This window comes from Janthinobacterium sp. SUN033 (assembly GCF_030397595.1).
In the GTDB taxonomy this organism is placed as follows: Bacteria; Pseudomonadota; Gammaproteobacteria; order Burkholderiales; family Burkholderiaceae_D; genus Janthinobacterium; species Janthinobacterium kumbetense.
Genome location: NZ_JAPQNV010000003.1, coordinates 483,102 through 509,745 on the forward strand (window position 1 = coordinate 483,102; position 26,644 = coordinate 509,745).

The following is a 26,644-nucleotide window of genomic DNA, read 5'->3' on the forward strand; positions in this document are numbered from 1 at the left end:
AATCAGCGGCCGGCCGCCAGCTTGCGCTGCCACAGCGCCACGTCAATCATCACGCCATCCGCGCCCGTGTTGCGGATGTAGACGCGGTAGCTGCCCTGTCCCATGTCGCCATCGAGGTAGGCCGTGCGCTCGTTGCGCTGCAGCCTGGCGCCCTTGGCCAGCTGGCGGTAGCGCTCCACCACCGTGTCGAAACTGGCATAGCTGCGCAGCGCCACTTCCAGGTCGCGCGGCGGGCGGCCTTCGGCATGGTCCAGCACATTGTTCTGTTTCTTGCCCTTCAGCGTGAGCGGATAGGCAAACACGCCCGCGCCGGCCGACGTCAGCACCGTGGACTTATCGAGCAGCAGCGGCAGCAGCGCCGGCGGATAGGCGGGCGGCAGCTGGGCGCGGTTCCAGCCCGGCAGGGCCGGCTGCGCCAGCACATATTCGACGCTGGCGATCTTTTGCCCATCGGCGCCCGCTTCCTTGTCGCCCGCGATCAGCGCCAGCATGGGCGGCAATTGCCGGGCCCAGGCCAGCAAGGGCGCCGCTTCGCCGACCAGCATGCCCTTGCGGTGGAACACCGTCAACACCGCGCTCGGATCGGGATTGCAGACTTTCGCCAGCGGCTGGCCCTCGAGGTGGCAATGCCCGTTGACGAGGCCAAAAGCGATGATGGCGCCGCGCTTGTCGAGCAGCATGGCACCCCGTTCGCGGCCCTGCTTGCGGTCATTCATCGACGCCAGTAACTGGCGGCCGTCGGCCAGCACGGTGCGCGTGGCGTCGCGCTTTTCGCTGATCGCTTCGAGCGCCTGCGCCAGCAGCAATTCATCGTCTTCCGTGTAACTGCCGCGCGCGTAACCGAAGAAGTCGAACAGGGCGGCCCGCACCTGCGCATCGTCGCTCAGGCGCGGCAAGGGGCCGCCGGCCAGCAGCGAAGACAGGCTTTTCCCGGCCGGCGCGGAGGGCGCCGCCGTGGCGCGGGCGGGCTGGGAAAGGACGCAGGCCGCTGCCAGCAAAGCGCCGCCCAGAGTACGGTAATTCGAAAAAATGATATGCATGATTCTGTCTGTCGGGGATTTGGCCGCAATTACGGCCACGCAGGGCGCGCTGGCGATTCTAGCATGGCGCCAGCGCCCATGCCGTGCGGCTGGCGGACGGCGCATATGCCGGCGCGGCTGCTATGATGGCCGCAATGAAGACACCAACCCACGCCTCGCCCCTGCTTGTCCTCCTGCCCGGCATGGATGGCACGGCCCGGCTATTCGACCGCTTTGACGCCGCCCTGCGCGCGCAGGCCGCCCTCGATACCCTGGCCATCGCCTATCCGGCCGCGCCACTCGATTACGCGGCGCTGGAAGCGTTCGTGCGCGAACGCTTGCCGCAGGACCGCCCTTTCGTCGTGCTGGCCGAATCGTTTTCCGGGCCGCTGGGGGCTACTCTGCGCGCCGATCCGCCGCCCGGCATGCGCGCCCTGATCCTGTGCTGTTCATTCGTGCGCAATCCGCGCCCGATGCTGGCGCCACTGCGCCACCTGCTCGGCCTTGTGCCCTTTGGCGCCATGCCCGGCTTCGCCCTGCGCCAGGCGCTGCTGGCGCCCTGCTCCACGCCGCAACTGCAGGCGGAACTGGCAGCGGCGCTGGCACAAGTGCCTCCCAGCGTGCTGCGCCAGCGCCTGCGCGCCGTGCTGGGAACCGACGCCTCGCGCAGCTTCGCGCGCGGCAGCCTGCCCGTGCTGTATCTGCGCGCCCAGCACGACCGCCTGGTGCCGCCGGCGAACGCATTGCATATACTGCGCCTGGCACCCGGAGCGCAACTGGCCGACATCGCCGCGCCGCACATGCTGCTGCAGGCGGCGCCGGAAGCGGCCGCCGTCGCCGTCGCCGCCTTTGTCAACGCCCTGTCAGCCGCGCAGGTATCCGCTTAAACGCGCGCCGGCCAGCACGGCCAGCCAGCTCAAACCGCCCGCCAGCACGCTGAAGTAAATCGCCCGCAGCGGATGCTGGGGCAACAGATACGCGAGCACGGCCGCGCCCAGCAAGGCGCACAGCAGCGGCTTCACCCTGCCGGGCGGCAGCAGCGCCAGCACCAGGTTGGTGCCCGCATATACGTAAAACACCAGCAGCAGCGCCAGGCCGCCTGCCACGCCGCGCGAACCGAGGCTGCCGAACAGCTGCGTGTACAGGTAAAACCCCAGCCAGCTCAAGGCAATAAACAGCAGACAGCCCAGCGCGTGGGCGCCCAGGCCCGCCATCAGGCGAATTTTCACGGTTGCTTAAGTACAGGAATGAAGCGGTGGCCGCAGGCATGGCACATGAAGGTACGCGCATATTTGTCCTGCAAGGCGGCGGCCTCCTTGTCCCAATTGGCGACGAAGGTCGTTTGCGACAAGGCGATGGAGACGACGCCCCCTGCCACGAAGATCCAGAACAGGCCATTCGCGCCGGCCTGGTAAAAGACGACGGCGGCGATGACAAAAATGATCACGCCCAACACGATCAGCCCTGCCTTCTGGTGGGTCTGCATCGTCGGCCCGGCGGCCTAGCGCGACAGCAAGGTCTGGCTGCGCGTATGCGCATGGCCGTGGATGAAATCACCATCGATCCTGCCCGACATATGGGTAGAGGTGCCGGAAATGCCGGAGGCATGCACCATGGAGAGGCGTTGAATGTTGGAACTGTCACATGCCGGGCAATGCGCCATTGCTTTTTCCATAAAATAAAATAATCGCGCACTGTAGCATAAAAAAAGCCGGCCCTTTCACGAGGAAAGGGCCGGCTTGATGACATTTGCAGTTAAGCGATTACTTCGCCGAATTGAGCAGCAACTCGTTGAGGCGTTTCACAAAACTGGCCGGATCGGCCAGCGAACCGCCTTCAGCCAGCATGGCCTGGTCGAACAGGATGTTGGCCCAGTCGCCGAACTTGCCGCCTTCCGCATCTTCATACTTCAAGCGCGTCACCAGCGGGTGGTTCGGGTTGATTTCCAAAATCGGCTTCGATTCCGGCGCGCTCTGGCCAGCAGCTTTGAGCATGCGCAGCAGGTTGCCCGACAATTCGTTTTCATCGGCCACCAGGCAGGCTGGCGAATCGGTCAGGCGGAACGTCACGCGCACGTCCTTGGCCTTGTCGGCCAGCACGGCCTTCATCTTGCCCACCAGGTCGGCGTACGAGGTTTCCGTTTCTTCGTGCTCTTTCTTTTCCGCTTCATCTTCCAGCGCGCCCAGGTCCAGGCCACCTTTTGCCACGGAGACCAGTTCCTTGCCTTCGAAGTCCTGGATAAACGACAGCATCCATTCATCGACACGGTCCGTCAGCAGCAGCACTTCGACGCCCTTCTTGCGGAAGATTTCCAGGTGCGGGCTGTTCTTGGCGGCGGCGTAATTGTCGGCCGTGACGTAATAAATCTTGTCCTGGCCTTCCTTCATGCGCGCCACGTAGTCGGCGAACGAAGTGATTTGCTCGTCGCTGTCGTTGGCCGTCGAGGCAAAGCGCAGCAGCTTGGCCAGGCGCTCCTTGTTGGCCGCGTCTTCGCCGATACCTTCCTTCAGCACCTGGCCGAATTCCTTCCAGAAGACGGCGTACTTGTCCTTCTTGTCCTGCTCGTCCGCGTTCGCCAGTTCTTCCAGCATGCCCAGCACGCGCTTGGTCGAGCCTTCGCGGATCACTTTCACGTCACGCGATTCCTGCAGGATTTCGCGCGATACGTTCAGCGGCAGGTCGGCCGAGTCGATCACCCCGCGCACGAAGCGCAGGTAGGTCGGCATCAGCTGCTCGGCATCGTCCATGATGAAGACGCGCTTGACGTACAGCTTGATGCCGCCGCGCTTGTTGCGGTCCCACATGTCGAACGGCGCCTTAGCCGGGATGTACAGCAGCTGCGTGTACTCGCTGCGGCCTTCCACGCGGTTGTGCGTGTGCGTGAGCGGCGACTGGAAGTCGTGCGACACGTGCTTGTAGAATTCGTCGTACTGTTCCGGCGTGATGTCGGCCTTGTTGCGGGCCCACAGGGCGCTGGCCTGGTTGACGGTTTCGAATTCGTCTTTCAGGACAGTTTCTTTTTTCTCGTCGTCCCACTCTTCCTTCTGCATCACGATCGGCAGCGAGATATGGTCCGAATATTTGCGGATGATGGACTTGATCTTCCAGCTCGACAGCAATTCGTCTTCGCCTTCGCGCAGGTGCAGGATGATGTCCGTGCCGCGGCCCGTTTTTTCGATGGTCTCGATGCTGTAATCGCCTTCACCGGCCGATTCCCAGCGCACGCCCTCGGAGGCGTCCACGCCGGCGCGGCGCGTTTCGACGGTGATCTTGTCGGCGACGATGAAGCCCGAATAGAAGCCCACGCCGAACTGGCCGATCAGGGCCGCGTCCTGCTGCTGGTCGCCTGACAGCTTGCCGAAGAATTCCTTGGTACCCGACTTGGCGATGGTGCCCAGGTGCGAGATCGCCTCGTCGCGGGTCATGCCGATGCCGTTGTCGGAAATGGTGATGGTGCGCGCATCCTTGTCGAAGCTGACCTTGATCTTCAATTCGTGATCGTTGCCGTACAAGGCGTCGTTATCGATCGCTTCAAAGCGTAACTTGTCGGCCGCGTCGGACGCGTTCGAAATCAATTCGCGCAGGAAGATTTCCTTGTTCGAGTACAGGGAATGGATCATCAGGTGCAGCATTTGCTTCACTTCGGTCTGAAAACCCAGGGTTTGCTTTTCGGAGACAGCCATTTTTACCTCATAGTCTTGTGGATGGGACGGATTCTACGGAGTTGGGGATGGTACAAGCGATTTCAAGAGCCCCATCCGAATGTCCTGCAATGTCCAGTTTACCCCAGTGCGCGGTCGAAAAACGCCCAGATGCGCTCGTCCTGCACCGTGGCCAGGTTCAGGCGCATGCGGGTCGACGGCAGCTGGCGCGGCGAAAACAGGCTGCCCGGCGCCAGCACCAGGCCCTCGGCCAGCGCCTTTTCGGCCAATACATTCGTGTCGCAGCCCGCATCGGCCCACACGAACATGCCCGCCGAAGCCGGGTCGAAGCGCAAGCCCGCCTGCTCGACCTTGCGGTACGTGCCCTCGCGCACCTTGTCGAGCCGCGCGCGCAGGCGCTCCGCATGCTTGCGGTACAGCCCCTGCGAGAGGATTTTATACACCACGCGCTCGCCGATGTCGCTGGTGGTGAGCGTTGCCAGCATCTTACGGTCGGCCAGGCGCTGCGCCCGCTCCTGTGAGGCGGCGATGAAGCCCACGCGCAGGTTCGCCGCCAGGCCCTTGGAAAAGCCGCCCAGGTAAATTACGCGGCGCAGCTGGTCCAGCGTAGCCAGGCGGGTGGCCGGCTGCACCGCGCCACCCGGGTGCATGTCGCAATAAATGTCATCCTCGACGATGAGGAAATCGTGCTGTTCGGCCAGGCGCAGCACCTGGAAAGCCTTGGCCGCCGACAGCGACGTCGAACTGGGATTGTGCAGCACCGAATTGATCACGTACAGCCTGGGACGGTGCAGCGCCGCCAGCTCGGCCAGCACGGCGATATCGGGGCCGTCGGCCAGGCGCGGGATGCCGATGACATTCATGCCCATGGCGGCAAAAGCGCCGAACATCAGCCAATACGCGGGATCGTCGACGAAAATCGTTTCACCGGGACGGGCAAACTCGCGCGCCACCAGGTCCAGCGCCTGCATCACGCCCACCGTGGTGACGATCTGCTCGGGCGGACAGGCGATTTCCACCCCCGCCAGCTTCAGCTGCAACTGCTGGCGCAACGGCAGGAAACCCTGCGGCGCACCGTAGCCCAGCAGCAAACTGCCGGGCTGGCGGCTGACGTCGCGCAAGGCGCGCGCCACCAGGTCGCCATCGAGCCACTCGGCAGGCAGCATGCCGGAGCCTGGCGCGGGGATGGCCGGCGTCTGGCGGAACATGTTACGGATCAGCCACACCACGTCCATCGGTTGCGCCACCGCATCCTGCGCGCCAGCGGGCGGCAAGGGGGTGTTCAACGGCGAGCGCTCGCACACGAAAAAGCCGGCGCCGCGCCGCGATTCCAGGTAGCCGCGCGCCACCAGCTTGTCGTAGCTGGCCACCACCGTGGCGCACGACACGCTCAGGCTGGCGGCGCACTGGCGGATCGACGGCATGCGCGCGCCGCCGCGCAGCAGCTTGTCGTCGATGCGCGCCGCCAGCGAGCGCACGATCTGGTCGATCAGGGTTTCGCCCGAGACGCGCGACAGCAAAGGGAGTGCATTGCTCATATGACCATCACAGTATGTGAAATTATGCGTGGAAGTGTATTTGTACTGTATTGCTATTGCACCCTAGGATAGCAGTATCGGGCAGTTTAATCCATGCCAATACCTTGTCACGCCAGCCTCGGGAATCCCATGTCTTCGCACACCAGCACCATCGTTTCCAACCATCCACCTCACCTCGGCGCCGACCGCACCGGCCTGTTGCTGGGCTTGATCGCCGTCGCCCTCTTCAGCCTGACCCTGCCTTTTACGCGGCTGGCGGTGGCCGAACTCGACCCCACCTTCGTCGCCCTGGGCCGCGCCTTGGTGGCCGCCGTCCTGGCCGGACTGTGGCTATGGCAGCAGCGCGCGCCTATGCCGCGCCGCGAACAATGGCTGCCGCTGGCGCTCGTGTCGCTGGGCTGCGTATTGGGCTTCCCCTGGCTGACGTCGATCGCCATGCGCAGCCTGCCCGCCTCGCACGGCGCCGTGCTGGTGGGCATCCTGCCGCTGGCCACCGCCGTGTTTGCCGTATTGCGCGGCAAGGAGCGCCCATCGCCGGGCTTCTGGCTGATGGCCCTGCTCGGCACGGCGCTGGTGGTGGCCTTCGCGCTGCGCCAGGGCGGCGGCAGCTTCCACCTGGCCGACTGGCTGATCTTTGCCGCCGTGCTGCTGGCCGCACTCGGCTATGCCGAAGGCGGGCGCCTGGCGCAAGCCATGCCGGGCCAGCATGTGATTTCCTGGGCGCTGCTGCTGGCCGTGCCATTTGTCTTGCCCGTGGTGCTGTGGAACGCCTGGCCGCAGCGCGCGCTGATGGCGCAGGCCAGCAGCGCGGCCTGGCTGGGCTTTGCCTATATTTCCGTGTTTTCCATGTTTATCGGTTTCTTTTTCTGGTACCGGGGCATGGCGCTGGGCGGCGTGGCACGCGTGGGACAGACGCAGTTGCTGCAGCCTTTCCTCACCCTGCTGGGCGCGGCGCTGCTGCTGCACGAACCCCTGACGGGTGAAAGCCTGCTGTTTGCGGGCGCCGTGATCGCCGTGGTGGGGATCGGGCGCAAGCTGAAGTAACGCTCCTTGACGCCCATTTGCAACGCCGTTGCGCGTGCGGATGGGCAGAGCGGCGTGCAAGCCGTACAATACCGCAGCACCATGGCGACGCCTATCCGGCGCCGCTTGCGCACGCACCGCCACAAGCGGGCCAACAAATCCAGCCGGCGCAGCTCGGCATCTTCTGTGAGACTCGTATGAAAATTGAAAATCCGAATCCGATCCAATGGCGCTTTGCCGAACGCGCGGAACAGCTGCAAAGCTCGTTCATCCGCGAAATCCTGAAGATCACGCAGCGTCCCGAGATCATCTCGTTTGCCGGCGGCCTGCCCTCGCCCGCCACCTTCCCCGTGGAAGAAATGAAAACCGCCTTCGACAAGGTCCTGTCGAACAATGGCAAGGTCGCCCTGCAATACGGCCCGACCGACGGCTACCTGCCGCTGCGCCAGTGGATCGCCGATTCCCTGTCCGCCAACGGCAGCACCATCATGCCGGAACAAGTGCTGATGACGTCCGGCTCGCAGCAGGCGCTGGACTTGCTGGGCAAGGTCCTGATCGACGAAGGCAGCAAGGTATTGGTGGAAACCCCCAGCTACCTGGGCGCCCTGCAGGCGTTTTCCGTCTACCGTCCCGAATTCGTTTCCGTCGATACCGATGACGAAGGCCTGGTGCCGTCGTCGATCAACCCCGTCGCCGACGGTGCGCGCCTGCTGTACGCGCTGCCGAACTTCCAGAACCCGACGGGCCGCAGCCTGTCCGTGGCGCGCCGCGTGGAACTGGTGGAAACCTGCGCCCGCCACGGCCTGCCGCTGATCGAGGACGATCCGTACGGCGCCCTGAGCTACAGCGGCGAGCCGTATCCGAAGATGATCAACATGAATCCGGATGGCGTGATCTACATGGGCTCGTTCTCGAAAGTGCTCACGCCCGGCATCCGCCTCGGCTACGTGGTGGCGCCGATGCCGCTGGTGCGCCGCCTGGAACTGGCCAAGCAGGCGGCCGACCTGCACACGTCGCAGCTGACGCAGATGGTCGTGCATGAAGTGATCAAGGATGGTTTCCTGGACCGGCATATCCCCAGCATCCGCAGCCTGTACGGCAACCAGTGCCAGGCCATGCTGTCGGCGCTGGAAGAACACTTCCCGGCCGGTGTCACGTGGACCAAGCCTGAAGGCGGCATGTTCATCTGGGTTACCCTGCCGAAGCACATCGATGCGATGAAACTGCTCGATGAAGCCATCGCCAACAAGGTCGCCTTCGTGCCGGGCGCGCCGTTCTACGCCAACACGCCGGAAACGCACACCCTGCGCCTGTCGTTCGTGACGGTACCGCCGGAACGCATCCGTGTAGGCATCGCCATCCTCGGCAAACTGATCGCCGCAAAAATGTAATTGCACTCCCCACGCCCCGCCTGCCGCGGGGCGTGTCCCAGCTGTCCCAACTCCAGGGGGCACGCGTCTTTTTCGCCCAAAAACCGCCTTCACGATAGCAATTGCGTGTATTTATTTCCAAAAATAGCATAAAAATAATATTTTACGACCTCGCACAACGTCGATTTTTTTACCCAAAAAATTGGCAAGGCGGTATGATTTGACCGCTGTCGCAGATTTGAACCCGGTCAGCATCACCGAAAGTGCAGCAATCGCTGGCATCGCAAAGTACATCGAGAAGGCCGGAAGCAATGAGTCCAGGCAGTGTGGAGCATTCCCAGCGGCGCGAGGCCGCCATTTTGATTGTCGACGATGCGCCGGCCAACCTTGAGCTGCTGCGCAAACTGATGAGCGAGCAAGGCTATCAAACCTATGTCGCCACGTCCGGCGAACGGGCGCTGGCGATCGCCCAGCGCGCCCACCCCGACCTGATCCTGCTCGACGTGCTGATGCCGGACATGGACGGCATCGAAACGTGCCGCCGCCTCAAGCAGCACCCGCTGACGCAGGGCATCCCCGTCATCTTCATGAGTGCCAAGACGGAAACGGAAGACGTGGTGGCCGGCTTCGACTGCGGCGCCGTCGATTACATCAGCAAGCCGCTGCGCATGGCCGAAGTGCGCGCGCGCGTGCGCGCCCAGCTGCAAATCCGCAGCAACAATGAAACCCAGCAGGAACAGGCCGAGCGCCTGCGCACCATCGTCAACAACATGGCCGAGGGCTTGCTGATCATCGAAGCCGATGGCCGCATCCAGTACACCAATCCGGCCTGCGATCAGTACCTGGGCTACCGCGAAAACGAACTGGCCGGGCGCTCCATCGGCGAGTTGCTCAGCCCCCTGGTGACGCAGGAATACCTCGATTACTTCGCCATGCACGCGGCCAATCCGGAAAAAGCGCACAACCATGGCACGCGCGAAGTGGCGATCCGCCACCGCAACGGCGAGGCGCTGAGCATGGACCTGACCCTGACGCCCATGTATCTGCGCCAGCCCCTGTATATCGGCCTGCTGCACGACATCACGCACCACAAGCAGTCGGAAGACGCCTTGCAACGCGCCGCCTATCTCGACCCGCTGACGCAGATCGCCAACCGCCGGCATTTCGACAGCTTCCTGGAAAAGGAATGGCAGCGCGCCGTGCGCGGCGGCGGCGTCCTGTCGCTGGTGGTGCTCGACGTCGACCACTTCAAGCTGTACAACGATAGCCTGGGCCATCCGGCCGGCGACACCTGCCTGCAGCAAGTGGCGCAAGCCATCGCCTCGCACGCCGCACGCCCCGGCGACCTGGCTGCCCGCTACGGCGGCGAGGAATTCGTCCTGCTGTTCGCCGACACGGATGCCGAAGGCGCCCTGCACCTGGCCGCAGCCATCCGCGCGCACATCGAGGCGCTGCAGCTGCCGCACCCGCGATCGATCACCTCGCCGTGGATCACCGTCAGCATCGGCGTGGCGACCATCCGCCCGCACCAGCTGGACGACCGCGAAGCGCTGTTCGTCGCCGCCGACCGCGCCCTGTACGTGGCCAAGGAAGGGGGCCGCAACCAGGTGCGCGTCACGCAATCGGGCAGCGCGGCCTGGGAAACGGTGAAAGCGCTCGTCCTGCGCTAGCCGGTCACTTTTCAGGATAGCCGGTGATGTCGGCGATTTCGCGGTACAAAGGCTGCAGCCGCGCATACATCTTGCGGTACACGCGCCGGTACAGTTTTTCATAGACCTTGCTGTGCCCGGGATCCGGCTGGAATACCTTGCCCTTGCGCGTCATGGCTTGCACGGCGGCGGGAAAGTCCGCATGCCAGCCCAGGCCCACGCTAGCGGCGATGGCCGCGCCCAGGCCCGAACTTTCATACACGTGGGCGCGCGCGGCGGGCAAGCCGAAGATGTCGGCCGTCAGCTGCATGGCCGCATCGCTTTGCGAACCGCCGCCCGCGATGCGCAGCTCCGTGATGGCAATGCCGCTGCGCTGCTCGATGCGCTCCTTGCCTTCGCGCAGCGCATACGCGAGTCCTTCGAGGATGGCGCGGTAGATGTGCGCGCGCGTGTGCACGTCGCCAAAGCCGATCATGGCGCCCTTCGCTTCCGGCCCCGGCACCTTGATGCCGGGACTCCAGTACGGCTGCAGCATCAGGCCCATGGAGCCGGGCGGCACGGCCTCGACCAGGCGGTCGAACAGCGCTTCGGCGGACAAGCCCGCGCCGTCTTCGGCGGCCGCCGCCCGTTCGCGGTCGCCGAACTGCTCCTTGAACCAGTTGACCATCCAGTAGCCGCGGAATATCTGCACTTCCGTGCTGTAGGCGCCCGGCATGGCGGCCGGATACGGCGGAATGAAGCGCGTCACTTCCACATACTTGCGGTTGGTCGTGTTGATGGTGGCCGTGGTGCCGTAGCTGAGGCACGCCACGTGCGGTTCGACGCAGCCGGCGCCCAGCACCTCGCACGCCTTGTCGGCGGCGGCCGCCAGCAAGGGCGTGCCTTCCAGGATGCCCGTCGCCGCGGCGGCGGATGCCGTGATGGCCCCCATGCGCGTGCCCGGCGTTACCAGCTCGGGCAGCATGGCGCGTCGAATCGCCAGCGCCTGCCATTTCCAGTCGAAGCGCCCGGCCCAGGCGTGGCGCTTGTAGTCGAAGGGAATATACGCCACTTGCGAGCCCGTCGAATCGATATACTTTCCGCAGAGCCGGTGGTTCAGAAAACCCGACAGCAGCAGGAATTTGTGCGTGCGGCGCCAGATGTCGGGCTGGTGCGCGCTGATCCAGTTGATCTCGGCCTCGCGGCGGAAGTAGCGTATCGTGCCGTCGAGGCGCGTGGCGCGGAAGGCGGCGCGCCACCACGGCGCCAGCCGGGGAATGTCGCGCGTGCTGCGCTGGTCCAGCCAGGTGATCGCGGGCCGCAACGGTGCGCCATGTTCATCCACGTTGACCACCGTGCCGCGCTGCGTGGTGACGGCCACGCCGGCCACCGAGGATTTGGCTATGTCCGTGCCGCGCCACAGCTGCTGGCACGCTTCGCATACGGCTTGCCAGTAGCCGTCGGCGTCATGCTCGGCCCAGCCGGGGTGGTCGGAGTAATACGCTTCCAGGAAGACTTGCGCCTTGGCCGCCAGCTTGCCGTCCCGGTCGAACAGCAGCGCGCGCACGCTTTGCGTGCCATTGTCGATGGAGAGGATATACGGGCCATCGCCCGCTGCGGAGGTCATGGCTCAGCCCACGCTGGCCAGCGCAGCGCGCAGCGCCTGCAGCAGCGCCTGCGGATCCTTGTCCGGCTGCGCGCTGAACACGGGCGTGTCCCAGTCCTGTCCCCGCACGGCCACCACGCGCAAGCGTCCCTGCGCATTCCAGGCCGGATACCAGCCCACGTCGACGATGTCGCCATTCGCGCACGTGATTTGCAGCAGGTCTTCGCCCAGGTCGTCGACGAGGACGTCCACGCTCTGGCGCAAGTCCAGCGGCGACAGGCTGTCGTAGGTGATGCGGGCGTCGCCCAGCGCCAGGGGCTGGCCAAACAGGGTAGTTTCGATGATGCTCTCCTCTTTTATATTTTTATCGCTGCTTTTATCATTGCTTCATTCGCCTTGCGGCACGCTGTAATGGCGGCGCCACAGGGCCAGGTAGCGCTGCTGTTCTTCCTCCCAGCGCGCATCGTCCCAGCCCAGTTCCTGCTGGCAGATGGCGCGCAGGCGCGGCATGATAGCAAGCGCGCCGCCGGCCAGCTGCAAACCGAGGCGCGTGCGCCGCAGCAGCAAGTCGTCCAGGTGCTGCACGTCCTCGTTGCGCGCGCCCCAGCGCAGCTGCGCCCATAAAGTCTGCGTGCCGGGAACCGGCGCCAGTTCGCCCTCCTGCGCCGCATCGCACAGCGCCTGTGCGGCCGCGCCATGACGCCCCAGCAGGCGTGCGCGCTGCTCGCCATCGAGCGCCAAGGCCTTGCCCGACAAGGGCGGCGACGGGTCAAAGATCGGCAAGGGGCGCAAATCCGCCTGCCAGCCCGGCAGCAGCGGCGCGGCGCGGCGCAATGCGTCCAGGGCGATCACGCGAAACGTCGTCAATTTTCCGCCCGCCACCGTCAGCAAGCCGTTTTCCAGCCATAGCGCATGTTCGCGCGCTTCCTTCGACGGGTCAAGCTGGCCGCTGTCGATCACGGGGCGCACGCCGGCAAACGTGGCCAGCACATCGTCTTCGCCCAGCGCCAGCTGCGGGAACTGCCAACGCAGCGCCGCCAGCAGGTAATCGAGTTCGGCGCGCGTGATGGCCGGCTCCAGGTCCAGGCTGGCGCCATGGTCGACATCGGTGGTGCCCACCAGGGTCACGCCCTCCCAGGGATACGCAAACACGGGGCGGCCATCGCGCGGGTGCATCAGGCTGACGGCTTGCGCCAGCGGCAGGCGCCAGGCCGGCAGCAGCAGATGGCTGCCGCGCAGGGGCCGCAGTTTCGGCTGTTCTCCCACCTGGCCGCGCAAGCCGTCGGCCCAGGCGCCCGTGGCGCTGATCACCAGGCGCGCGCGCACTGTGAGTGCCCTGCCATCGACCGCATCGTTCAAGGTGGCGCCGGCGACCTTGCCGTCGTCGCGCAGCAGCGATGCCACGCCCAGGTAATTGACGGCCACGCCGCCATGGCGGCGCGCCTCCTGCAGCACGCGCAGCACCAGGCGCGCATCGTCCGTCTTGGCGTCCTGGTACAGCATGCCGCCCCGCAGGCCATCGCGGTTGACATGCGGCGCCAGCATGGCGAAATCCGCCGCATCGACATAGCGGCGCGCGCGCCGGCCCGCCATCACGTCATAGATGGCCAGGCCCAGCATGAACTGGCGCCGGCCCGGCTTCCGGCCCGTGTAATCTCCAAAGGCAAAGCCCTGCGGCTCGACCAGCCCCGCCGCATCCGTCAGCAAGGCTTGCCGCTCATGCACCGATTCGCGCGTCAGCGCGAACTGTCCCTGCTTCAGGTAGCGCAAGCCGCCGTGTACCAGCTTCGAGGAGCGGCTCGACGTGCCCCAGGCGAAATCGCGCTGCTCCACCAGCAGCGCCGTCAAGCCGCGCCGCGCCGCTTCCAGCAGGATGCCGGCGCCCGTGATGCCGCCGCCGACGATCAAGATATCCCACTCGCGCGCCAGCAGCGCGGGCAGCCCGTCGCGGCGCCTGGCCCCGTTCACAAGCCGCCTCCCGCTTCGGGCAGCAGTTTACCGGGATTCATCATGCCCTGCGGGTCGAACTGGCGCAGCAGCGCGCGCATGGCCGCGATGCCCAGCTCTCCCTTTTCCGCCGCCAGCCATGGCGCGTGATCCGTGCCCACGCCATGCTGGTGGCTGATGGTGCCGCCGTTGGCGACGATGGCGGCGCTGGCCGCATCCTTCAGATTGCGCCAGCGCGCCATGTTTTCCTCGAAGGTGGGCGCCAGCCGGTACACATATGTGGTGTAGACGCTGGCGCCCTGCGCGTACACGTGCGACAGGTGCGTGTACGCATGCACCTGCTCGCCGTGCCGCGCCAGCGCTTTGGTGCCCGCCTGCTCCAGCGCCGCCATCATGGGCGCCACGCGCGGCCAGTCGACGGCCGTTTCCACCGTGTCGATGACATAGCCGTGTTCCCACGCGCCGTTGCGCAGGTAAACGTTGCGAAAGCGCCCCTGCTTCCATTTGTCGCCCATGTGCCGCCCCACGTGCACGCCCCTGTGCCGCCGCGCCAGCGCCAGGGCGCCGCGCAGGGCCGCGCGCGCCGGCCCGGCTTCGCCGCTGACGCCCAGCATCAGCATGCACTTGCCTTCGCCGCAGCCGCGCAGCGACAGATAGCGCTCCAGCAAGCCCACCAGCTTCTTGTGCCCGGCCAGGGTCAGCATGGTCTGCGTTTCGAGCGCATTCGACAGGCGCAGCATGCACAGGGGCAGGCGCGACTGGGCCAGCGCCCGCACGGCCGCTTGCGCCTGACCCCAGTCGGCGAAAAACACGGCGTGGAACGCTTCATAAGGGGGCAGCGGCGAGACGCGCACCGTCGCCTGCGTCACGATGCCCAGCCGGCCCTCGGAGCCGAGCACCATTTCGCGCAGGTCGATGCCGGCCGCCGAAGCTGGAAAGGTGGGAATGCTCAAGGTACCGGCCGGCGTTTCCACTTCGCCGCCCGCGAACAATTGCTCGATGCGGCCATAGCGCAGCGATTGCTGGCCCGACGAGCGCGTGGCGATCCAGCCGCCCAGGGTCGAATACTCGAACGATTGCGGATAGTGGCCCAGGGTGTAGCCATGCGCGCGCAACTGCGCTTCCAGGTCGGGACCATACACGCCCGCGCCGAACGTGGCCAGCTGCGCTTCCCGGTCCAGGTGGCCCAGCGCGCACAGGCGCACGAGGCTGAGCGCCAGCACGGGGCGCGGCCCCGCCGCCACCGTCAAATGCCCGGCCACGCTGGTGCCGCCGCCGTGGGGAATCACGGCCACGCACGCCTGGCGCGCATACGCGAGCAACTGGCGCACCTGCAGCGCGCTGTCGGGAAAGGCCACGCCATCGGGCACGGCGCCGATGCGGCCATGGCGCAATTTGAACCAGTCGGGCAGGCTTTGGCCGAGCGCATGGCGCACGCGCGTGGCAGGCTGGGTGTCGATCAGCGGATGCGGCGCCAGACGCGAAGCGGGCACTTGCGCGCAGGCGTCGTCGAAGGTGGCGTCGACGATGGCGCTGCCCGGCCCCAGGCGCTCGCCCAGGAAGGCCAGCGCGTCCTCGCTCAGCGCATACGTGATGCTCTCGTCTCCCCAGCCATTCCAGCGTTGCATCGACATCCCCTGTGTTCGGCCAGTTGCGCGCCACGGCGGCTTGCTATACTGTTCTTGCCTGTTCAACAGCATATGCCGCCACAAGCCAAGGGTATTGGTTTTTCATGACAATCGCATTGTTCCATCATGACAAGCACTGAAGGCCGGGTCGCCGGCGCCTATCTGCAGCCGCTGCTGGAAGCGGCCGGCGCGCACGGCATCCCCGTTGCCGCCCTGGCGCAGGCGGCCGGCGTGGCGCCGCACAGCCTGGAAGCGTCCGCAGCCAGCCTGGCCGCGTGCGACTACGTGCGCCTGCTCGATGCGGGCGCGCAACTGGCGGGCGATGCGCATTTCGGCCTGCACGTGGGCCAGCGCGTGCGCATGGGCACCTACAGCGCCTACGGTTTGATATTGCTCAGTTGCAGCAACGTGGGCCAGGCGCTGGAACAGACGGCCCGCTATGAACGGCTGGCGCACGACCTGGGCCGCTCGACCCTGCAGCGCGATGGCGCCGTCGCGCATTACCGCTGGGCAAGCAACTACCCGACTGCCAGCCGGCACCTGGTCGACAGCGTCTTTGCCGGCATCCGCGTGTGCGGCGACTGGCTGGCGGGCATGCCGCTGCCGCCGGCCCGGCTGGCATTCACGCATGATGGCGGCGGCGACCTGCTGCGCCACGCGGCGCACCGCGACGAATATGTGCGCGTGCTGGGCAGCCTGCCCGCCTTCAACGCCCCTGCCAACACGGCCACCTTCGACGCGCAATTGCTGGACTGGCCCGTGCCGAACGCCGACGTCAGCCTGTACCCCGTGCTGTGCCAGCATGCGGAACAACTGCTGGCGCAGCGCCAGGCCGAAACCGACACTGGCGGCGCCATCGACGCGCAAGTCCACGCGGCCATCGTCGCGGGCTTGCGCCACGGGTCGGCGCGGCTGGCCACCGTTGCCGCCACCTTGGCCGTCACGCCGCGCACCCTGCAGCGCAAGCTGGCCGACGCGGGCACCAGCTTCCAGGCCCTGCTGGACCAGGCCAGGTACGGGCTGGCGCGCGATTATCTGCGCGCGCCGGATTTGTCGCTGGTCGACATCGCCTTCCTGCTCGGCTACCAGGAGCAAAGCGCGTTCAATCATGCGTTCCGCACTTGGGCAGGCACCAATCCCGGCGCCTGGCGCTTGCAGGAAATGCAAGAGAGGCAACTTGACCGGCAGCAAGCCCCATAGGCGTGCGCGGGGCATGCGCGGCGCGTTTTCTGGCTATACTGGCATAGTCAGGTTTTCCACGATCACTCCAACCCGCAATGCAAAGGATTAATATGCAACTCAAAGACAAAGTCGCACTGATTACCGGCGCCGCCAGTGGTATCGGCAAGGAAATGGCTATTGAATACGCGAAACAAGGCGCCAAGGTCGTCATCGCCGACCTGGCCCTGGAAGCGGCCAGCAAGACGGCCGAGGAAATCAAGCAGTCGGGCGGCCAGGCGTTTGCCGTCGCCATGGATGTCTCCAGCGAAGAACAAGTGGACAAGGGCGTGGCCGATGCCGCCGCCCACTTCGGCGGCATCGATATCCTGATCAGCAATGCGGGCATCCAGATCATCAGCCCCGTCGTCGACTACCCGTTCGAGCAATGGAAAAAGATGCTGGCCATTCACATGGACGGCGCCTTCCTCACCACGCGCGCCTGCATGCGCGAAATGATCAAGGCGGGCCGCGGCGGCGCCATCATCTACATGGGTTCCGTGCACTCGCACGAAGGCTCGCCGTTCAAGAGCGCCTACGTTGCCGCCAAGCACGGCTTGCTGGGCCTGGCCAAGGTGGTGGCCAAGGAAGGCGCCAAGGATGGCATCCGCGCCAACGTCATCTGCCCCGGCTTCGTGCGCACACCGCTGGTCGACAAGCAAATCCCCGAACAGGCGGCCCAGCTGAACATCAGCGAAGAAGACGTGATCAAGAAAGTCATGCTGAAAGACACCATCGACGGCGAATTCACCACCACGCAAGACGTGGCGCAAACGGCCGTCTTCCTGGCCGCCTTCCCGTCGAACGCCCTGAGCGGCCAGTCGATCGTTGTCAGCCACGGCTGGCACATGCAATAACAGTGACGCCCGCCCACATCGGCTGCGCGGCGCCCTGTGCGGCCTGCGATGCTCGCTGTGCTCCAGCACAGCTGCGCGTCTCGGCCACACATCGCTGCCGCTCGCGATGATGTGGACGGGTGCTTTTGCATCAGCGTATTCCCCCGGTATCTACCCCGAAAGTTCCCAATTGCAAGACAACACTTACCGCCACCCGCGCGCGGGCTGGCCGGGGCGCCTGTTTGCCGCGCTCGCCAATTCCACGCGCTTTGCCAACCTACGCCAGGCGATCATATCCCGCCTGCCCTTCCTGACCCTGCACAGCGACGTGCGCGACGTCGTCTACGTGAGCTGGCTGGTCGACGCCGCTGCCGCGCAGCAACTGCTGCCCCCCGGCGCGACCCTGTGGCAGCGCGACGGCAAGACGCCATTTACCGTGCTGACCTACCGTCACGGGCACTTCGGTCCGGCCCTGCTCGGCCCCTTGCGCCGGATGCTACCGTCTCCATTGCAAAGCAACTGGCGTGTATATCTGGACCACACGCCCGCGGGCGCGCCGGCAGTGCCCTGCGTGTACTTTCTGAAAAACATCATGGACAGCTTGCCGCATGCGCTGGGCACGCGGCTGTTCAGCGACATCCTGCCGACCCACCTGGCCGCCGGCATGACGCTGGAAGTCACGGCCACGCAAGCGCGCTGCAGCGTTACAAGCGGCGCCGGCAGCGCGCCATCGCTGGACGTGCAGGCGGACATCGTGACCGACCATGCCCTCGATGCCGGCTGGCAAGCGCTGTTCGGCAACTGGCGCGACGCCGTCGCCTTCCTCGCCTGCCAGGATGCGGCCATCGCGCACGTGCCGCGCAACGGCAAGCTGGTCTTCGGCGAAATCGACTTGCCCGTTGATCTGGATCAAGTACAAGCGCTGACGGCCTTGCGCGCCGACTGCGGCTTGCTGGCGCAATTGCAGCCCGTCTCCCAGCCGTTTGCCTTTCTCGTGCCCAAGGTTCCCTTCAAGGCGTTGTCAGAGCACCTGCTGTAGCACGCCGGCGCTCCCCCGTGCGCGGGGGCGTGGCGGAGCCTGCCTGGCCGCCGCGCCGCCGTTCCAGCTTGAACAAGGCCATCGCCTGCTCCAGCTGCAAGGTCTGGTCTTGCAGCGACGCCGAGGCGGCCGCCGATTCCTCCACCAGCGCCGCGTTCTGCTGCGTCACTTCATCCATCTGCGTGACGGCCATGTTGACCTGGCCGATGCCGTGGCTTTGCTCGCGCGAAGCGGAGGCGATCTCTTCCATGATGCCGTGCACGCCCTGAACGGCGCCCAGCATTTCGGCGCTGCTGGCGCCCGCCTGCTGCGCCAGCTTCGCGCCCGCCTGCACCTGCGCCAACGACGCCGTGATCAATTGCTTGATTTCCGTGGCCGCCGCCGCGCTGCGATGAGCCAGGCTGCGCACTTCGCCCGCCACGACGGCAAAGCCCCGCCCCTGGTCGCCGGCGCGCGCCGCTTCCACGGCCGCGTTCAGGGCCAGGATATTCGTCTGGAAGGCGATGCCTTCGATAATGCCCGTAATGTCGCCGATCTTCTTCGATGAAGCGTCAATATCGGCCATCATGCTCACCATCTGGCCGACGATCTCGCCGCCGCGCCCGGCCAGGCCGTGGACCTTGCCCGCCATGTCGCTGGCCTGCACGGCGTTGCCGCTGTTTTGCTGCACCGTGGCCGCCAGCTGCTCCATGCTCGACGCCGTCTGCTGCAGGGCCGACGCCTGCGCTTCCGTGCGGCCCGACAAGTCCATATTGCCGGCGGCGATTTCCTGGCTGGCCATGCTGATACGCAAGAAATTGCCGCGCACGTCGCCGACGATGGAATGCAAGTTTACGCGCAGCTGGCGCAGGGAGCGCAGCAGTTGCCCCATCTCGTCGCGCCTCGTGGTGTCGAGCTCGCCCGTCAGGTCGCCGCCCGCCATCACGTCGCAAGCCTGGCGCGCCTGCTGCAACGGTTGCAGCACGGCGCGGTGCAGGCTGTGCCAGAAATACAGGGTCGCGCCCAAGGCTACCACGGACAGGCCCGTCAGCCAGCCGGCCGCGCCGGCCGGCAGCAGGCCCGCATTCCACGCCAGTTGCAGCAGCAATACCAGGCTCAGCAAGCCCAGATTCCAGCCGATGCGCTTGCCCAGCGGCAAGTCACGCAGGCGCGCGAACCTGGCCAGCCAATCCGTCCGCACGGCCGCGCCCTGGCTGATGACGATGCCGTCGGCCTGCCCCGCCTTGATGCGCGCGTACAGGGCCGAGGCCTGCGCCACCTGCTGACGCGTGGGCTTGGTGCGCACGGACATGTAGCCGACGGCCACGCCGTCTTCCACCACCGGCGTCACGTTCGCCAGCACCCAGTAGTAATCGCCATTCTTGCAGCGGTTTTTCACCATGCCGCTCCACGAACGCCCCGAACGGATGGTGGCCCAGAAATCGGCGAACGCTTCGACCGGCATGTCCGGATGGCGCAGGATGTTCTGCGGCGCGCCGATCAATTCTTCCGCGCTGTAACCGCTGACGGCGATGAAATACGGGTTGGCATAGGTGATATTGCCTTGCAAGTCGGTAGTCGAGACGATGGTCTCGGTATCGCTCAGGTTGATTTCGGTATCGCTGACGGGAAGATTGAGTCGCATGGTCACATCCTCAAAGGTAGCCCGTGCAGGCACGGGGAAGCGGGCAAATGCAAGGCGGCAGGAAGCCGGCGGCAGTCTGCACCGATACATTAATTTTAATATCTAATTATTAATTTAAATCGGCAATTTTCACTGGCGAAATTGCCTTGCGAATCTGCAAATATTGCAGGCGGCAGCGTGGCCGCAGGGGAATGGCGGGAACGGCGCCGGAACAGCGTGACTGTCCCGGCGGCAAACAACGCGGCGGCTTAGCGCGGCACGTAGCGCCAGTTGGCGTTTTCCAGCATGAAGGTCAGTTCCGTCTTGATGCCTTCCGGACGGCTCGGCACGCTCAATTCCGTATCGCACACCAGATAGCCCGTCTTGCGCTTGACCTCGCACTCGTTGATGGCCTTGACCTGCATGGTGCTCTGCGCTTCCTGCATCTGCACATCCTTGGCCGCTTCCGTATTGCGCGCCACTTCTTCCTTGGCCCAGGCGCGTATCATCGCTTGCGCCTCGGCCGGCGACGGTCCCGCGAACTTGGCATCCTTGCGCTCGACGCCCACCCAGGTACCGTTCTCGTTGCGCAACGGCAGCACCATGAAAGCATCGCGCATGCCCGCGCTCATGGCGACCAGGCACACCACTTCGCCCGGCACTTCCTGCGAATCCTGGCAGCCGGTCAAGCTGGTGACCTTGACGGCGATCGGTACCGTCACAGTCGATTGCATTTTGGCCCGGGTCTTGGCCACGCCCACCTGCACGGCGGCGTGGATTTGTTCGAGCGTCGGCATGGTGGCCGCCTGGGCCGGCAAGGTGGCAAACAGGGCGGCGGCGGTCAGGGCGAGGGATGTCAGGCGCATGGGTATCGAGAGTAGTGATCAAAGGCCGGCAGTCTAGCACTTTACATAAAGACAGCTGTTTCTATTGAGAATGATCGTCGCCATCGGGCGCGAGAAAGGCGCCGCCCCCGTCCGCCTGTCCGCGCAGGCGCAAGCCGATGGCGCGCAGCATCTCGACCAGCTCCCGCAAGCGCAAGCCCTCGTCCGTCAGCCGGTATTCCACTTTCACGGGCACTTCCGCATAGACCGTACGCGTCAGCAAGCCCGCCTCTTCCAGCGCGCGCAAGTCCAGGGTCAGCATGCGCTGCGAGATATTCGGCACGGCGCGGCGGATTTCGCTGAAGCGCTTCGGCCCCGCCATCAGATAGCTGAGCAGCACGATACGCCAGCGCCCGCCCAGCAATCGCATGGCTTCTTCCACGGCGCAGCCGGAGACATTGTCTTTCATGGTTGCCTTCCCACCTGGTATAAAAAATGTACCTATACCACATTATTCTGTCTTCTTCCAAATAGTAACCATCGCGATTAGACTGCCCTTCTTTCCTCTCACCGGAGCTCCAGCATGGAAACCACCCTGATCTACAGCGTGCCGTTCGGCTGCTCGTTCGCCGCCATCGCCGCCCTCGAATGGAGCGGCCTGCCGTACCAACTTGCCCGCGTGGAAGCGCGCGACCCGGCCAGCAAGCAGCATCCCGCCTTTCTCTCCATCAATCCCCTGGGCCAGACGCCCGCCCTGCTCACGCACGCGGGCGCGCCGCTGCTGGAAAGCATGGCGATCCTGCTGCACATCGCCGCGCGCGCGCCGCACACAGGCCTGGGCTTTGCGCAGGGCACGCCGCAATACGACCGCCTGAACAGCGTGCTCTCCTTTTTGCACACGACCTTCCACGCGGCCTTCATGCCCGCCTTCCAGGCGTCGCGCGCGCCGGAAACCGACGCGCGCGCGGCCGTCTGGCGCGAGATGGCCGTCGAGAAGGTCAACAAAAGCCTGGCGCACCTGGAGCGCCTGCTCGCCGGCCGCACCTGGCTCGCTTCCGATACCGCCCCCACCATCGCCGACGCCTACCTGGCCGCCACGGCGCGCTGGGCCGAACCGCTGCAGCTGGCGCGCCTGGCCGATTATCCGCACGTGGCGCGCGTGCTGGCGGCGCTGGAACAGGACCCCGGCATCCGCTTTGCCCACGCCATCGAGGACGGCTTGCCGGCCGCCAGCCAGGGCGGCTTCCTGGGCCACGTGGCGCTCGACCAACTGGCACTGCCGGCCGGCTAACCGGCGGTCAACTCCCGCAGCAGGCGCGTCTTTATTGCTATGATGTCGGGCTGCCGGCGGTACAGCCGGCCACGTCAATACCATATCGATAACGTCGTCATAAGAATCGGGAGTTTGAATGAGTTTACGTCTGCTGCTCTTGGGAGCATTCAGTGCCGCCATGGCCACCACCGCCGCCGTGCCGGCGCTGGCCGCGCCGCGCGGTTTCACCGTGGAAGACATGGTGGCCATGGAACGTGTGGGCAGCCCCGTGCTGTCGCCGGACGCCACGCGCGTCGTCTACACGGTGCGCACCACCAACCTGGACAAAAACCGCGGCAACACGCAGCTGTGGATGATCGACCTGCGCGCGCCGAACGCGGCGCCGCGCCAGCTCACGCGCGGCGATGCCAGCGCCAGCGACCCGCAATGGTCGCCGAACGGCGACGCCATCTACTTCCTGTCCGGCCGTTCCGGCTCCTCGCAAGTGTGGCAGCTGCCCCTGAACGGCGGCGAAGCGGCCAAGGTCACCGACCTGGCGCTGGACGTCGACACCTACCGCTTGTCGCCGCAGGGCGACCGCCTGGCCTTCAGCATGGGCGTCTTCCTCGATTGCGCGGACCTCGCCTGCACCAAGAAGCGCCTGGATGAAAAAGCCAAGAACAAGGCGACCGGCATGGTCTACGACCAGATGTTCGTGCGCCACTGGGATACCTGGGCCGACGGCCGCCGCAACGCGCTGTACTCGGCGCCGATCGACGCCACGGGCAAGGTCAGCGCCGCGCCCGTGAGCCTGAGCGGCACCCTGGACGGCGACGCGCCATCGAAACCGTTCGGCGACAATGGCGAATACCACTTCAGCCCGGACGGCAAGACGGTGGCCTTCTCCGTGCGCGTGGCCGGCCGCACGGAATCGTGGTCGACCAACTTCGACGTCTACACGATTCCTGCCGCTGGCGGCCAGGCGCCACGCAATCTCACGGCCGACAACCCGGCCTGGGATGCCAAAGCCACCTGGTCGCCCGATGGCCGCACCCTGGCCTATGTCGCCATGACCAAGCCTGGCTTCGAAGCGGACCGTTTTCACCTGGTGCTGATGGATGTCGCCACCGGCAAGAAGCGCACCCTGGCCGATGACTGGGACCGTTCCGTGGCCGACTTCCGCTGGACGCCTGACAGCAAGGCTTTCCTCGTCGCCGCCGATGACGTGGGCCAGCACCGCTTGTTCCACATCGACGCGGCCAGCGGCAAGGTCGCCGCGCTGACGGGCAAGGGCGCCGTGGGCGACTTCGACGTGCGCGGCAATACCATCGTGCTGGCGCAAGCCAATCTGGCCTCGGGCGCGCAGCTGTACACGCGCAAGCTCGACGCGAAGTCGGAAAACGCGCCGATGGTGCAGCTGACGAAGCAGAATGCGGCGGCCCTGGCCGACGTGCGTTTCGGCGAATATGAACAGTTCTCGTTTGCGGGCGCGAATGGCGAAACCGTCTACGGCCACGTCATGAAGCCGTGGAATGCCAAGGCCGGCGAAAAGTATCCGGTCGCCTTTTTGGTGCACGGCGGCCCGCAAGGCAGCTTTGGCAATAGCTGGAGCTACCGCTGGAACCCGCAAGTGTATGCGGGCGCCGGCTATGCCACCGTCTTCATCGACTTCCACGGTTCCACCGGCTATGGCCAGAAATTCACGGATTCCATCAGCGGCGACTGGGGCGGCAAGCCGCTGGTCGACTTGCAGAAGGGCCTGGAAGCGGCCACCAAGAAGTTCCCGTGGCTGGACCGCGAACGCAGCTGCGCGCTGGGCGCGTCCTACGGCGGCTACATGATGAACTGGATCGCCGGTAACTGGCCGGACGGCTTCAAGTGCCTGGTCAACCACGACGGCGTGTTCGACAACCGCGGCATGGCTTACGCGACGGAAGAACTGTGGTTCACCGAGTGGGAAAACGGCGGCCCGTACTACGACGCGCCGGCCAAGCACGAGCAGTTCAACCCCGTCAACTTCGTGAAGAACTGGAAGACGCCGATGCTGGTGGTACAGGGCGACCTGGATTTCCGCATCCCTACCGCGCAAGGCCTGGGCACCTTCACGGCGCTGCAGCGCCAGGGCATCCCGAGCAAGCTGCTGGTCTTCCCGGACGAAAACCACTGGGTGCTGAAACCGGCCAATTCGCTGCTGTGGCATCACACGGTGCTCGATTGGCTCAACACCTACACTAAAAAGTAAGCCTGTTCCAGCGTAAAAAAGCCGCACAGTTCGCACTGTGCGGCTTTTTTTCATCCATCAATTAAGCCAAATCAATACGCCATCAATACGTATTGAGCGCCTTGGCGAACTTCACGATCCACAAGCGGCTAGGACGCTCGCGGTCGTCGCCGCGCGCCACGCGGATGGTGTTGGCCGCGTTGCAGCCGGCGGCGCTGCTCGTGACGATGGCGCCGTTGGCATCGACCGTGCACTTCGTGACGTCGGCGCCATCGACTTCCACGCCATTCGCGTCAAAGATCTTCGTCTTCAGGCCGAAGTCATTGTCGTTGGCCAGCGCGATGGTGGAGTCGTCGATCAGGGTCAGGCCTTCCGCCTTTTCCGCCGCCCAGCCGATGGCGTTCAAGTCCAGCAGCAGGGTTTTCTTCAGCGGCGTGACGGCGGCCCAGTCGGCGCCGTTGACGCCAGCGCCGCCCATGCTGCTCTTCTCCAGGTCGGACGTCGTCGCGTTGAAGGCGGCGGCGGAAATGTCCGTGGCGCCCTTCAATTCGACCAGCATCAGTTTATTGAAGACCTTGCCCGACGGCGCGGCGCCCTGCTCGATGACGAGGAATTTTCCGCCGCCCAGCGCCACCATGTCGCCCAGCTTGGCGTTGCCCGTGCGGCCATCCTGGTAGTCGGCCGCATTCAAGGGATACGCATACATCTTGCCGCTGGTGCCCGTCACCGGGTCGAATTCGATCCAGCGCGTGAAGCGGGCGAAGCGCTCCACCTGCTCCGCCTTCTTCGTCACCGAATACATGGCCGTGCCGTCGCTCAAGGGGCTTTGCAGGAAGGCGTACAGCTTGTCGTTGCTCGCATCGAGGGTCATGCCTTCCATGCCGCGGTTGGCACGGCGCTTGGCGAACAGCGCCGGCAAGCCCTTGCCCGGCTCGTACTTGGCCTGGATGACGCCCGTGGCCGCATCGATCTTGATGATGAACGGGCCGTACTCGTCCGATACCCACAGCGCATTGCGCTTCGCATCGACGACGATGGCTTCCGAATCGAGGCCGCCCGCGTTGAAGACGGCCTTGCCGGCGGCGTCGAACTTCATCGCATCCATGACGGGAATCTCGGCCGAATTGCCGACCGCGCCCACGGGCACGGGCAAGCCCGAGCTGTTGACGGCGGCCGACACCTTGATCGGCGTGCTCGACGCCAGCACGGCGCCGTTCTTGCCCACCGTGATCACGCCGAACGACGGAGTAAAACTGGGCGACGGGAATATCTTGCTGCCGATGGTGCCCTTGCCCGAGGGATCGGGCACCAGCGGGCCGTCGCCGTTCGGGCCGCGGTCCGTCAAGCCATAGAATTCCAGGTCGCCGGCCGCATTCTTGCCCTTGTAGGCCAGGCCCGAGCCGTACGACGGCAGGAAGCCGTTCGGGAACTCGCCCTTGATCTTCGCGTTCGCGCCTTCGTACGGCACGTAGAATTTATCGGCCGCCTGGATCTGGTAGCGCGTCACGGTCACTTTCACTTCGCCCACCGGATTGGCTTGCGTCAGCGCTTCATTGACGGGCGCGCCCGCTTTCGAGGCCAGGGTGTCTTCGAAATGCTCGCGCACGAGAGCGCGGCGCTCCGCATCGACCGTGCGGCCGGCGAACTTCGCGCCCACCGTTGCCAGATGCGCGGCCAGGGCCGTGTTGAAAGCTGCCGGGGCGGCGGCGAAGTCCAGGGTCTTGCCGGCCAGCGCAGCCTTCACTTCAGCCGTCAGCCTGATGCCGTTCGACGGATCGCTGTCATCATCCAGCAATTGCAGCGCCAGCAGGCGGTTGACGACCTTGTCGTCCGCCACGTTGGTGCTGGCGGCCAGCGCCAGCGGCGTGACGACGGCGCCGCACGGCGCCGAGCCCAGGGCCAGGCCGCCCACGCTGAAGGCCACCGTCTCGCCCGGATTGCAAACGAATTCGCCCTTGGCATTGGTGCTGGCCTTGGCCGCGCTGCCAGCCACGTAATCGAGCCCTTCCACCGCGCCGTCGAGGAACACGCCCGTCTGCGCCACGGGCTTGGAAGGCTCCGCCGGCGGATTGTCGCTGCCGCCGCAGGCGGCCAGGGCCAGGCCGGCGGCGATGGCCAACAGGGTCAGTTTCGGGGTCGACGTTACGGCAGTATTCATGCATTCCTCGGCTAAGGTGGGTGGAGTAGCCGTGGAGCATAACCAGTCAAAGTGACAAGGCAATGACAGCGG

22 protein-coding genes are annotated in these 26,644 nt (G+C 65.5%); 9 read left to right on the forward strand and 13 right to left on the reverse strand.

What is annotated here, in order from left to right; translation table 11 throughout:
* Positions 1–2 precede the first annotated feature (2 nt).
* The gene (locus OX460_RS15235) at positions 3–1,040 is read right to left on the reverse strand and encodes a hypothetical protein (RefSeq protein ID WP_099664760.1); all 1,038 of its coding nucleotides are present in this window, start codon (positions 1,038–1,040) and stop codon (positions 3–5) included.
* A 134-nt stretch (positions 1,041–1,174) separates the two neighbouring features.
* Here OX460_RS15235 and OX460_RS15240 point away from each other — a divergent pair, with 134 nt between their 5' ends.
* Positions 1,175–1,906 carry an alpha/beta hydrolase gene (locus OX460_RS15240; RefSeq protein ID WP_289899150.1) on the forward strand — a complete coding sequence of 244 codons (732 nt, stop codon included), beginning with the start codon at positions 1,175–1,177 and terminating at the stop codon, positions 1,904–1,906.
* Here OX460_RS15240 and OX460_RS15245 read toward each other — a convergent pair.
* The 4 genes from OX460_RS15245 to OX460_RS15260 all read right to left on the reverse strand — a co-directional run bounded on the left by OX460_RS15245 (position 1,883) and on the right by OX460_RS15260 (position 6,219).
* Positions 1,883–2,248 carry a hypothetical protein gene (locus OX460_RS15245; RefSeq protein WP_289899151.1) on the reverse strand — a complete coding sequence of 122 codons (366 nt, stop codon included), beginning with the start codon at positions 2,246–2,248 and terminating at the stop codon, positions 1,883–1,885. The two genes, OX460_RS15240 and OX460_RS15245, sit on opposite strands and share 24 nt — an antisense overlap.
* On the reverse strand, positions 2,245–2,505 hold the full coding sequence (locus OX460_RS15250) for a hypothetical protein (protein WP_289899152.1): 261 nt from the start codon (positions 2,503–2,505) through the stop codon (positions 2,245–2,247). The genes OX460_RS15245 and OX460_RS15250 overlap by 4 nt, the downstream gene beginning before the upstream one ends.
* A gap of 277 nt (positions 2,506–2,782) precedes the next feature.
* A complete protein-coding gene (htpG, locus tag OX460_RS15255; protein ID WP_289899153.1) occupies positions 2,783–4,702 on the reverse strand; it encodes a molecular chaperone HtpG in 1,920 nt (639 codons plus the stop codon).
* 98 nt (positions 4,703–4,800) lie between these two features.
* Complete coding sequence (locus OX460_RS15260; protein WP_289899154.1) at positions 4,801–6,219, reverse strand: PLP-dependent aminotransferase family protein; 1,419 nt, start codon at positions 6,217–6,219, stop codon at positions 4,801–4,803.
* A gap of 129 nt (positions 6,220–6,348) precedes the next feature.
* Between OX460_RS15260 and OX460_RS15265 the strand changes: the two genes are divergently transcribed.
* From OX460_RS15265 to OX460_RS15275, 3 genes are all read left to right on the forward strand, one after another.
* Positions 6,349–7,263: a DMT family transporter gene (locus tag OX460_RS15265; protein ID WP_289899155.1), complete on the forward strand. Its 915-nt coding sequence runs from the start codon at positions 6,349–6,351 to the stop codon at positions 7,261–7,263.
* Between the two features lie 176 nt (positions 7,264–7,439).
* Positions 7,440–8,633: a PLP-dependent aminotransferase family protein gene (locus OX460_RS15270; protein ID WP_289899156.1), complete on the forward strand. Its 1,194-nt coding sequence runs from the start codon at positions 7,440–7,442 to the stop codon at positions 8,631–8,633.
* Positions 8,634–8,923: 290 nt separating this feature from the next.
* Entirely contained in the window at positions 8,924–10,282 is a 1,359-nt protein-coding gene (locus tag OX460_RS15275; protein ID WP_289899157.1) for a diguanylate cyclase, read from the forward strand.
* Between the two features lie 4 nt (positions 10,283–10,286).
* On the opposite strand, the gene OX460_RS15280 is transcribed toward OX460_RS15275, so the two are convergent.
* The 4 genes from OX460_RS15280 to OX460_RS15295 form a co-directional block, all read right to left on the reverse strand.
* Positions 10,287–11,867 (reverse strand): FGGY-family carbohydrate kinase, encoded by a 1,581-nt coding sequence (locus OX460_RS15280; protein WP_289899158.1) that lies wholly within the window; start codon positions 11,865–11,867, stop codon positions 10,287–10,289.
* A gap of 3 nt (positions 11,868–11,870) precedes the next feature.
* Positions 11,871–12,098 (reverse strand): hypothetical protein, encoded by a 228-nt coding sequence (locus tag OX460_RS15285; protein WP_289899159.1) that lies wholly within the window; start codon positions 12,096–12,098, stop codon positions 11,871–11,873.
* Between the two features lie 135 nt (positions 12,099–12,233).
* Positions 12,234–13,814, reverse strand: coding sequence for a glycerol-3-phosphate dehydrogenase/oxidase (locus OX460_RS15290; protein WP_289899160.1), 1,581 nt, complete (start codon positions 13,812–13,814; stop codon positions 12,234–12,236).
* A complete protein-coding gene (locus OX460_RS15295) occupies positions 13,811–15,421 on the reverse strand; it encodes an FAD-binding oxidoreductase (protein WP_289899161.1) in 1,611 nt (536 codons plus the stop codon). The genes OX460_RS15290 and OX460_RS15295 overlap by 4 nt, the downstream gene beginning before the upstream one ends.
* A gap of 126 nt (positions 15,422–15,547) precedes the next feature.
* On the opposite strand from OX460_RS15295, the gene OX460_RS15300 reads away from it, so the two are divergent.
* The 3 genes from OX460_RS15300 (at position 15,548) to OX460_RS15310 (ending at position 18,514) form a co-directional block, all read left to right on the forward strand.
* Complete coding sequence (locus tag OX460_RS15300; RefSeq protein ID WP_289899162.1) at positions 15,548–16,621, forward strand: AraC family transcriptional regulator; 1,074 nt, start codon at positions 15,548–15,550, stop codon at positions 16,619–16,621.
* A gap of 92 nt (positions 16,622–16,713) precedes the next feature.
* The gene (locus tag OX460_RS15305; protein ID WP_070257772.1) at positions 16,714–17,496 is read left to right on the forward strand and encodes a 3-hydroxybutyrate dehydrogenase; all 783 of its coding nucleotides are present in this window, start codon (positions 16,714–16,716) and stop codon (positions 17,494–17,496) included.
* Positions 17,497–17,665: 169 nt separating this feature from the next.
* Positions 17,666–18,514: a DUF2071 domain-containing protein gene (locus tag OX460_RS15310; protein ID WP_289899163.1), complete on the forward strand. Its 849-nt coding sequence runs from the start codon at positions 17,666–17,668 to the stop codon at positions 18,512–18,514.
* Here OX460_RS15310 and OX460_RS15315 read toward each other — a convergent pair.
* The 3 genes from OX460_RS15315 to OX460_RS15325 all read right to left on the reverse strand — a co-directional run bounded on the left by OX460_RS15315 (position 18,486) and on the right by OX460_RS15325 (position 21,410).
* On the reverse strand, positions 18,486–20,138 hold the full coding sequence (locus OX460_RS15315) for a PAS domain-containing methyl-accepting chemotaxis protein (RefSeq protein ID WP_251351895.1): 1,653 nt from the start codon (positions 20,136–20,138) through the stop codon (positions 18,486–18,488). The two genes, OX460_RS15310 and OX460_RS15315, sit on opposite strands and share 29 nt — an antisense overlap.
* Positions 20,139–20,386: 248 nt before the next feature.
* The gene (locus OX460_RS15320; protein ID WP_289899164.1) at positions 20,387–20,983 is read right to left on the reverse strand and encodes a hypothetical protein; all 597 of its coding nucleotides are present in this window, start codon (positions 20,981–20,983) and stop codon (positions 20,387–20,389) included.
* A gap of 61 nt (positions 20,984–21,044) precedes the next feature.
* The gene (locus OX460_RS15325) at positions 21,045–21,410 is read right to left on the reverse strand and encodes a helix-turn-helix domain-containing protein (protein ID WP_289899165.1); all 366 of its coding nucleotides are present in this window, start codon (positions 21,408–21,410) and stop codon (positions 21,045–21,047) included.
* Between the two features lie 114 nt (positions 21,411–21,524).
* On the opposite strand from OX460_RS15325, the gene OX460_RS15330 reads away from it, so the two are divergent.
* Both OX460_RS15330 and OX460_RS15335 read left to right on the forward strand, forming a co-directional pair.
* Positions 21,525–22,232: a glutathione S-transferase family protein gene (locus OX460_RS15330; protein ID WP_289899166.1), complete on the forward strand. Its 708-nt coding sequence runs from the start codon at positions 21,525–21,527 to the stop codon at positions 22,230–22,232.
* 160 nt (positions 22,233–22,392) lie between these two features.
* Positions 22,393–24,435, forward strand: a complete 2,043-nt coding sequence (locus tag OX460_RS15335) for a S9 family peptidase (protein ID WP_289899362.1) — start codon at positions 22,393–22,395, stop codon at positions 24,433–24,435.
* Between the two features lie 82 nt (positions 24,436–24,517).
* Here the strand turns inward: OX460_RS15335 and OX460_RS15340 are convergent, their stop codons facing one another.
* Complete coding sequence (locus OX460_RS15340; RefSeq protein WP_289899167.1) at positions 24,518–26,572, reverse strand: esterase-like activity of phytase family protein; 2,055 nt, start codon at positions 26,570–26,572, stop codon at positions 24,518–24,520.
* Positions 26,573–26,644 lie beyond the last annotated feature (72 nt).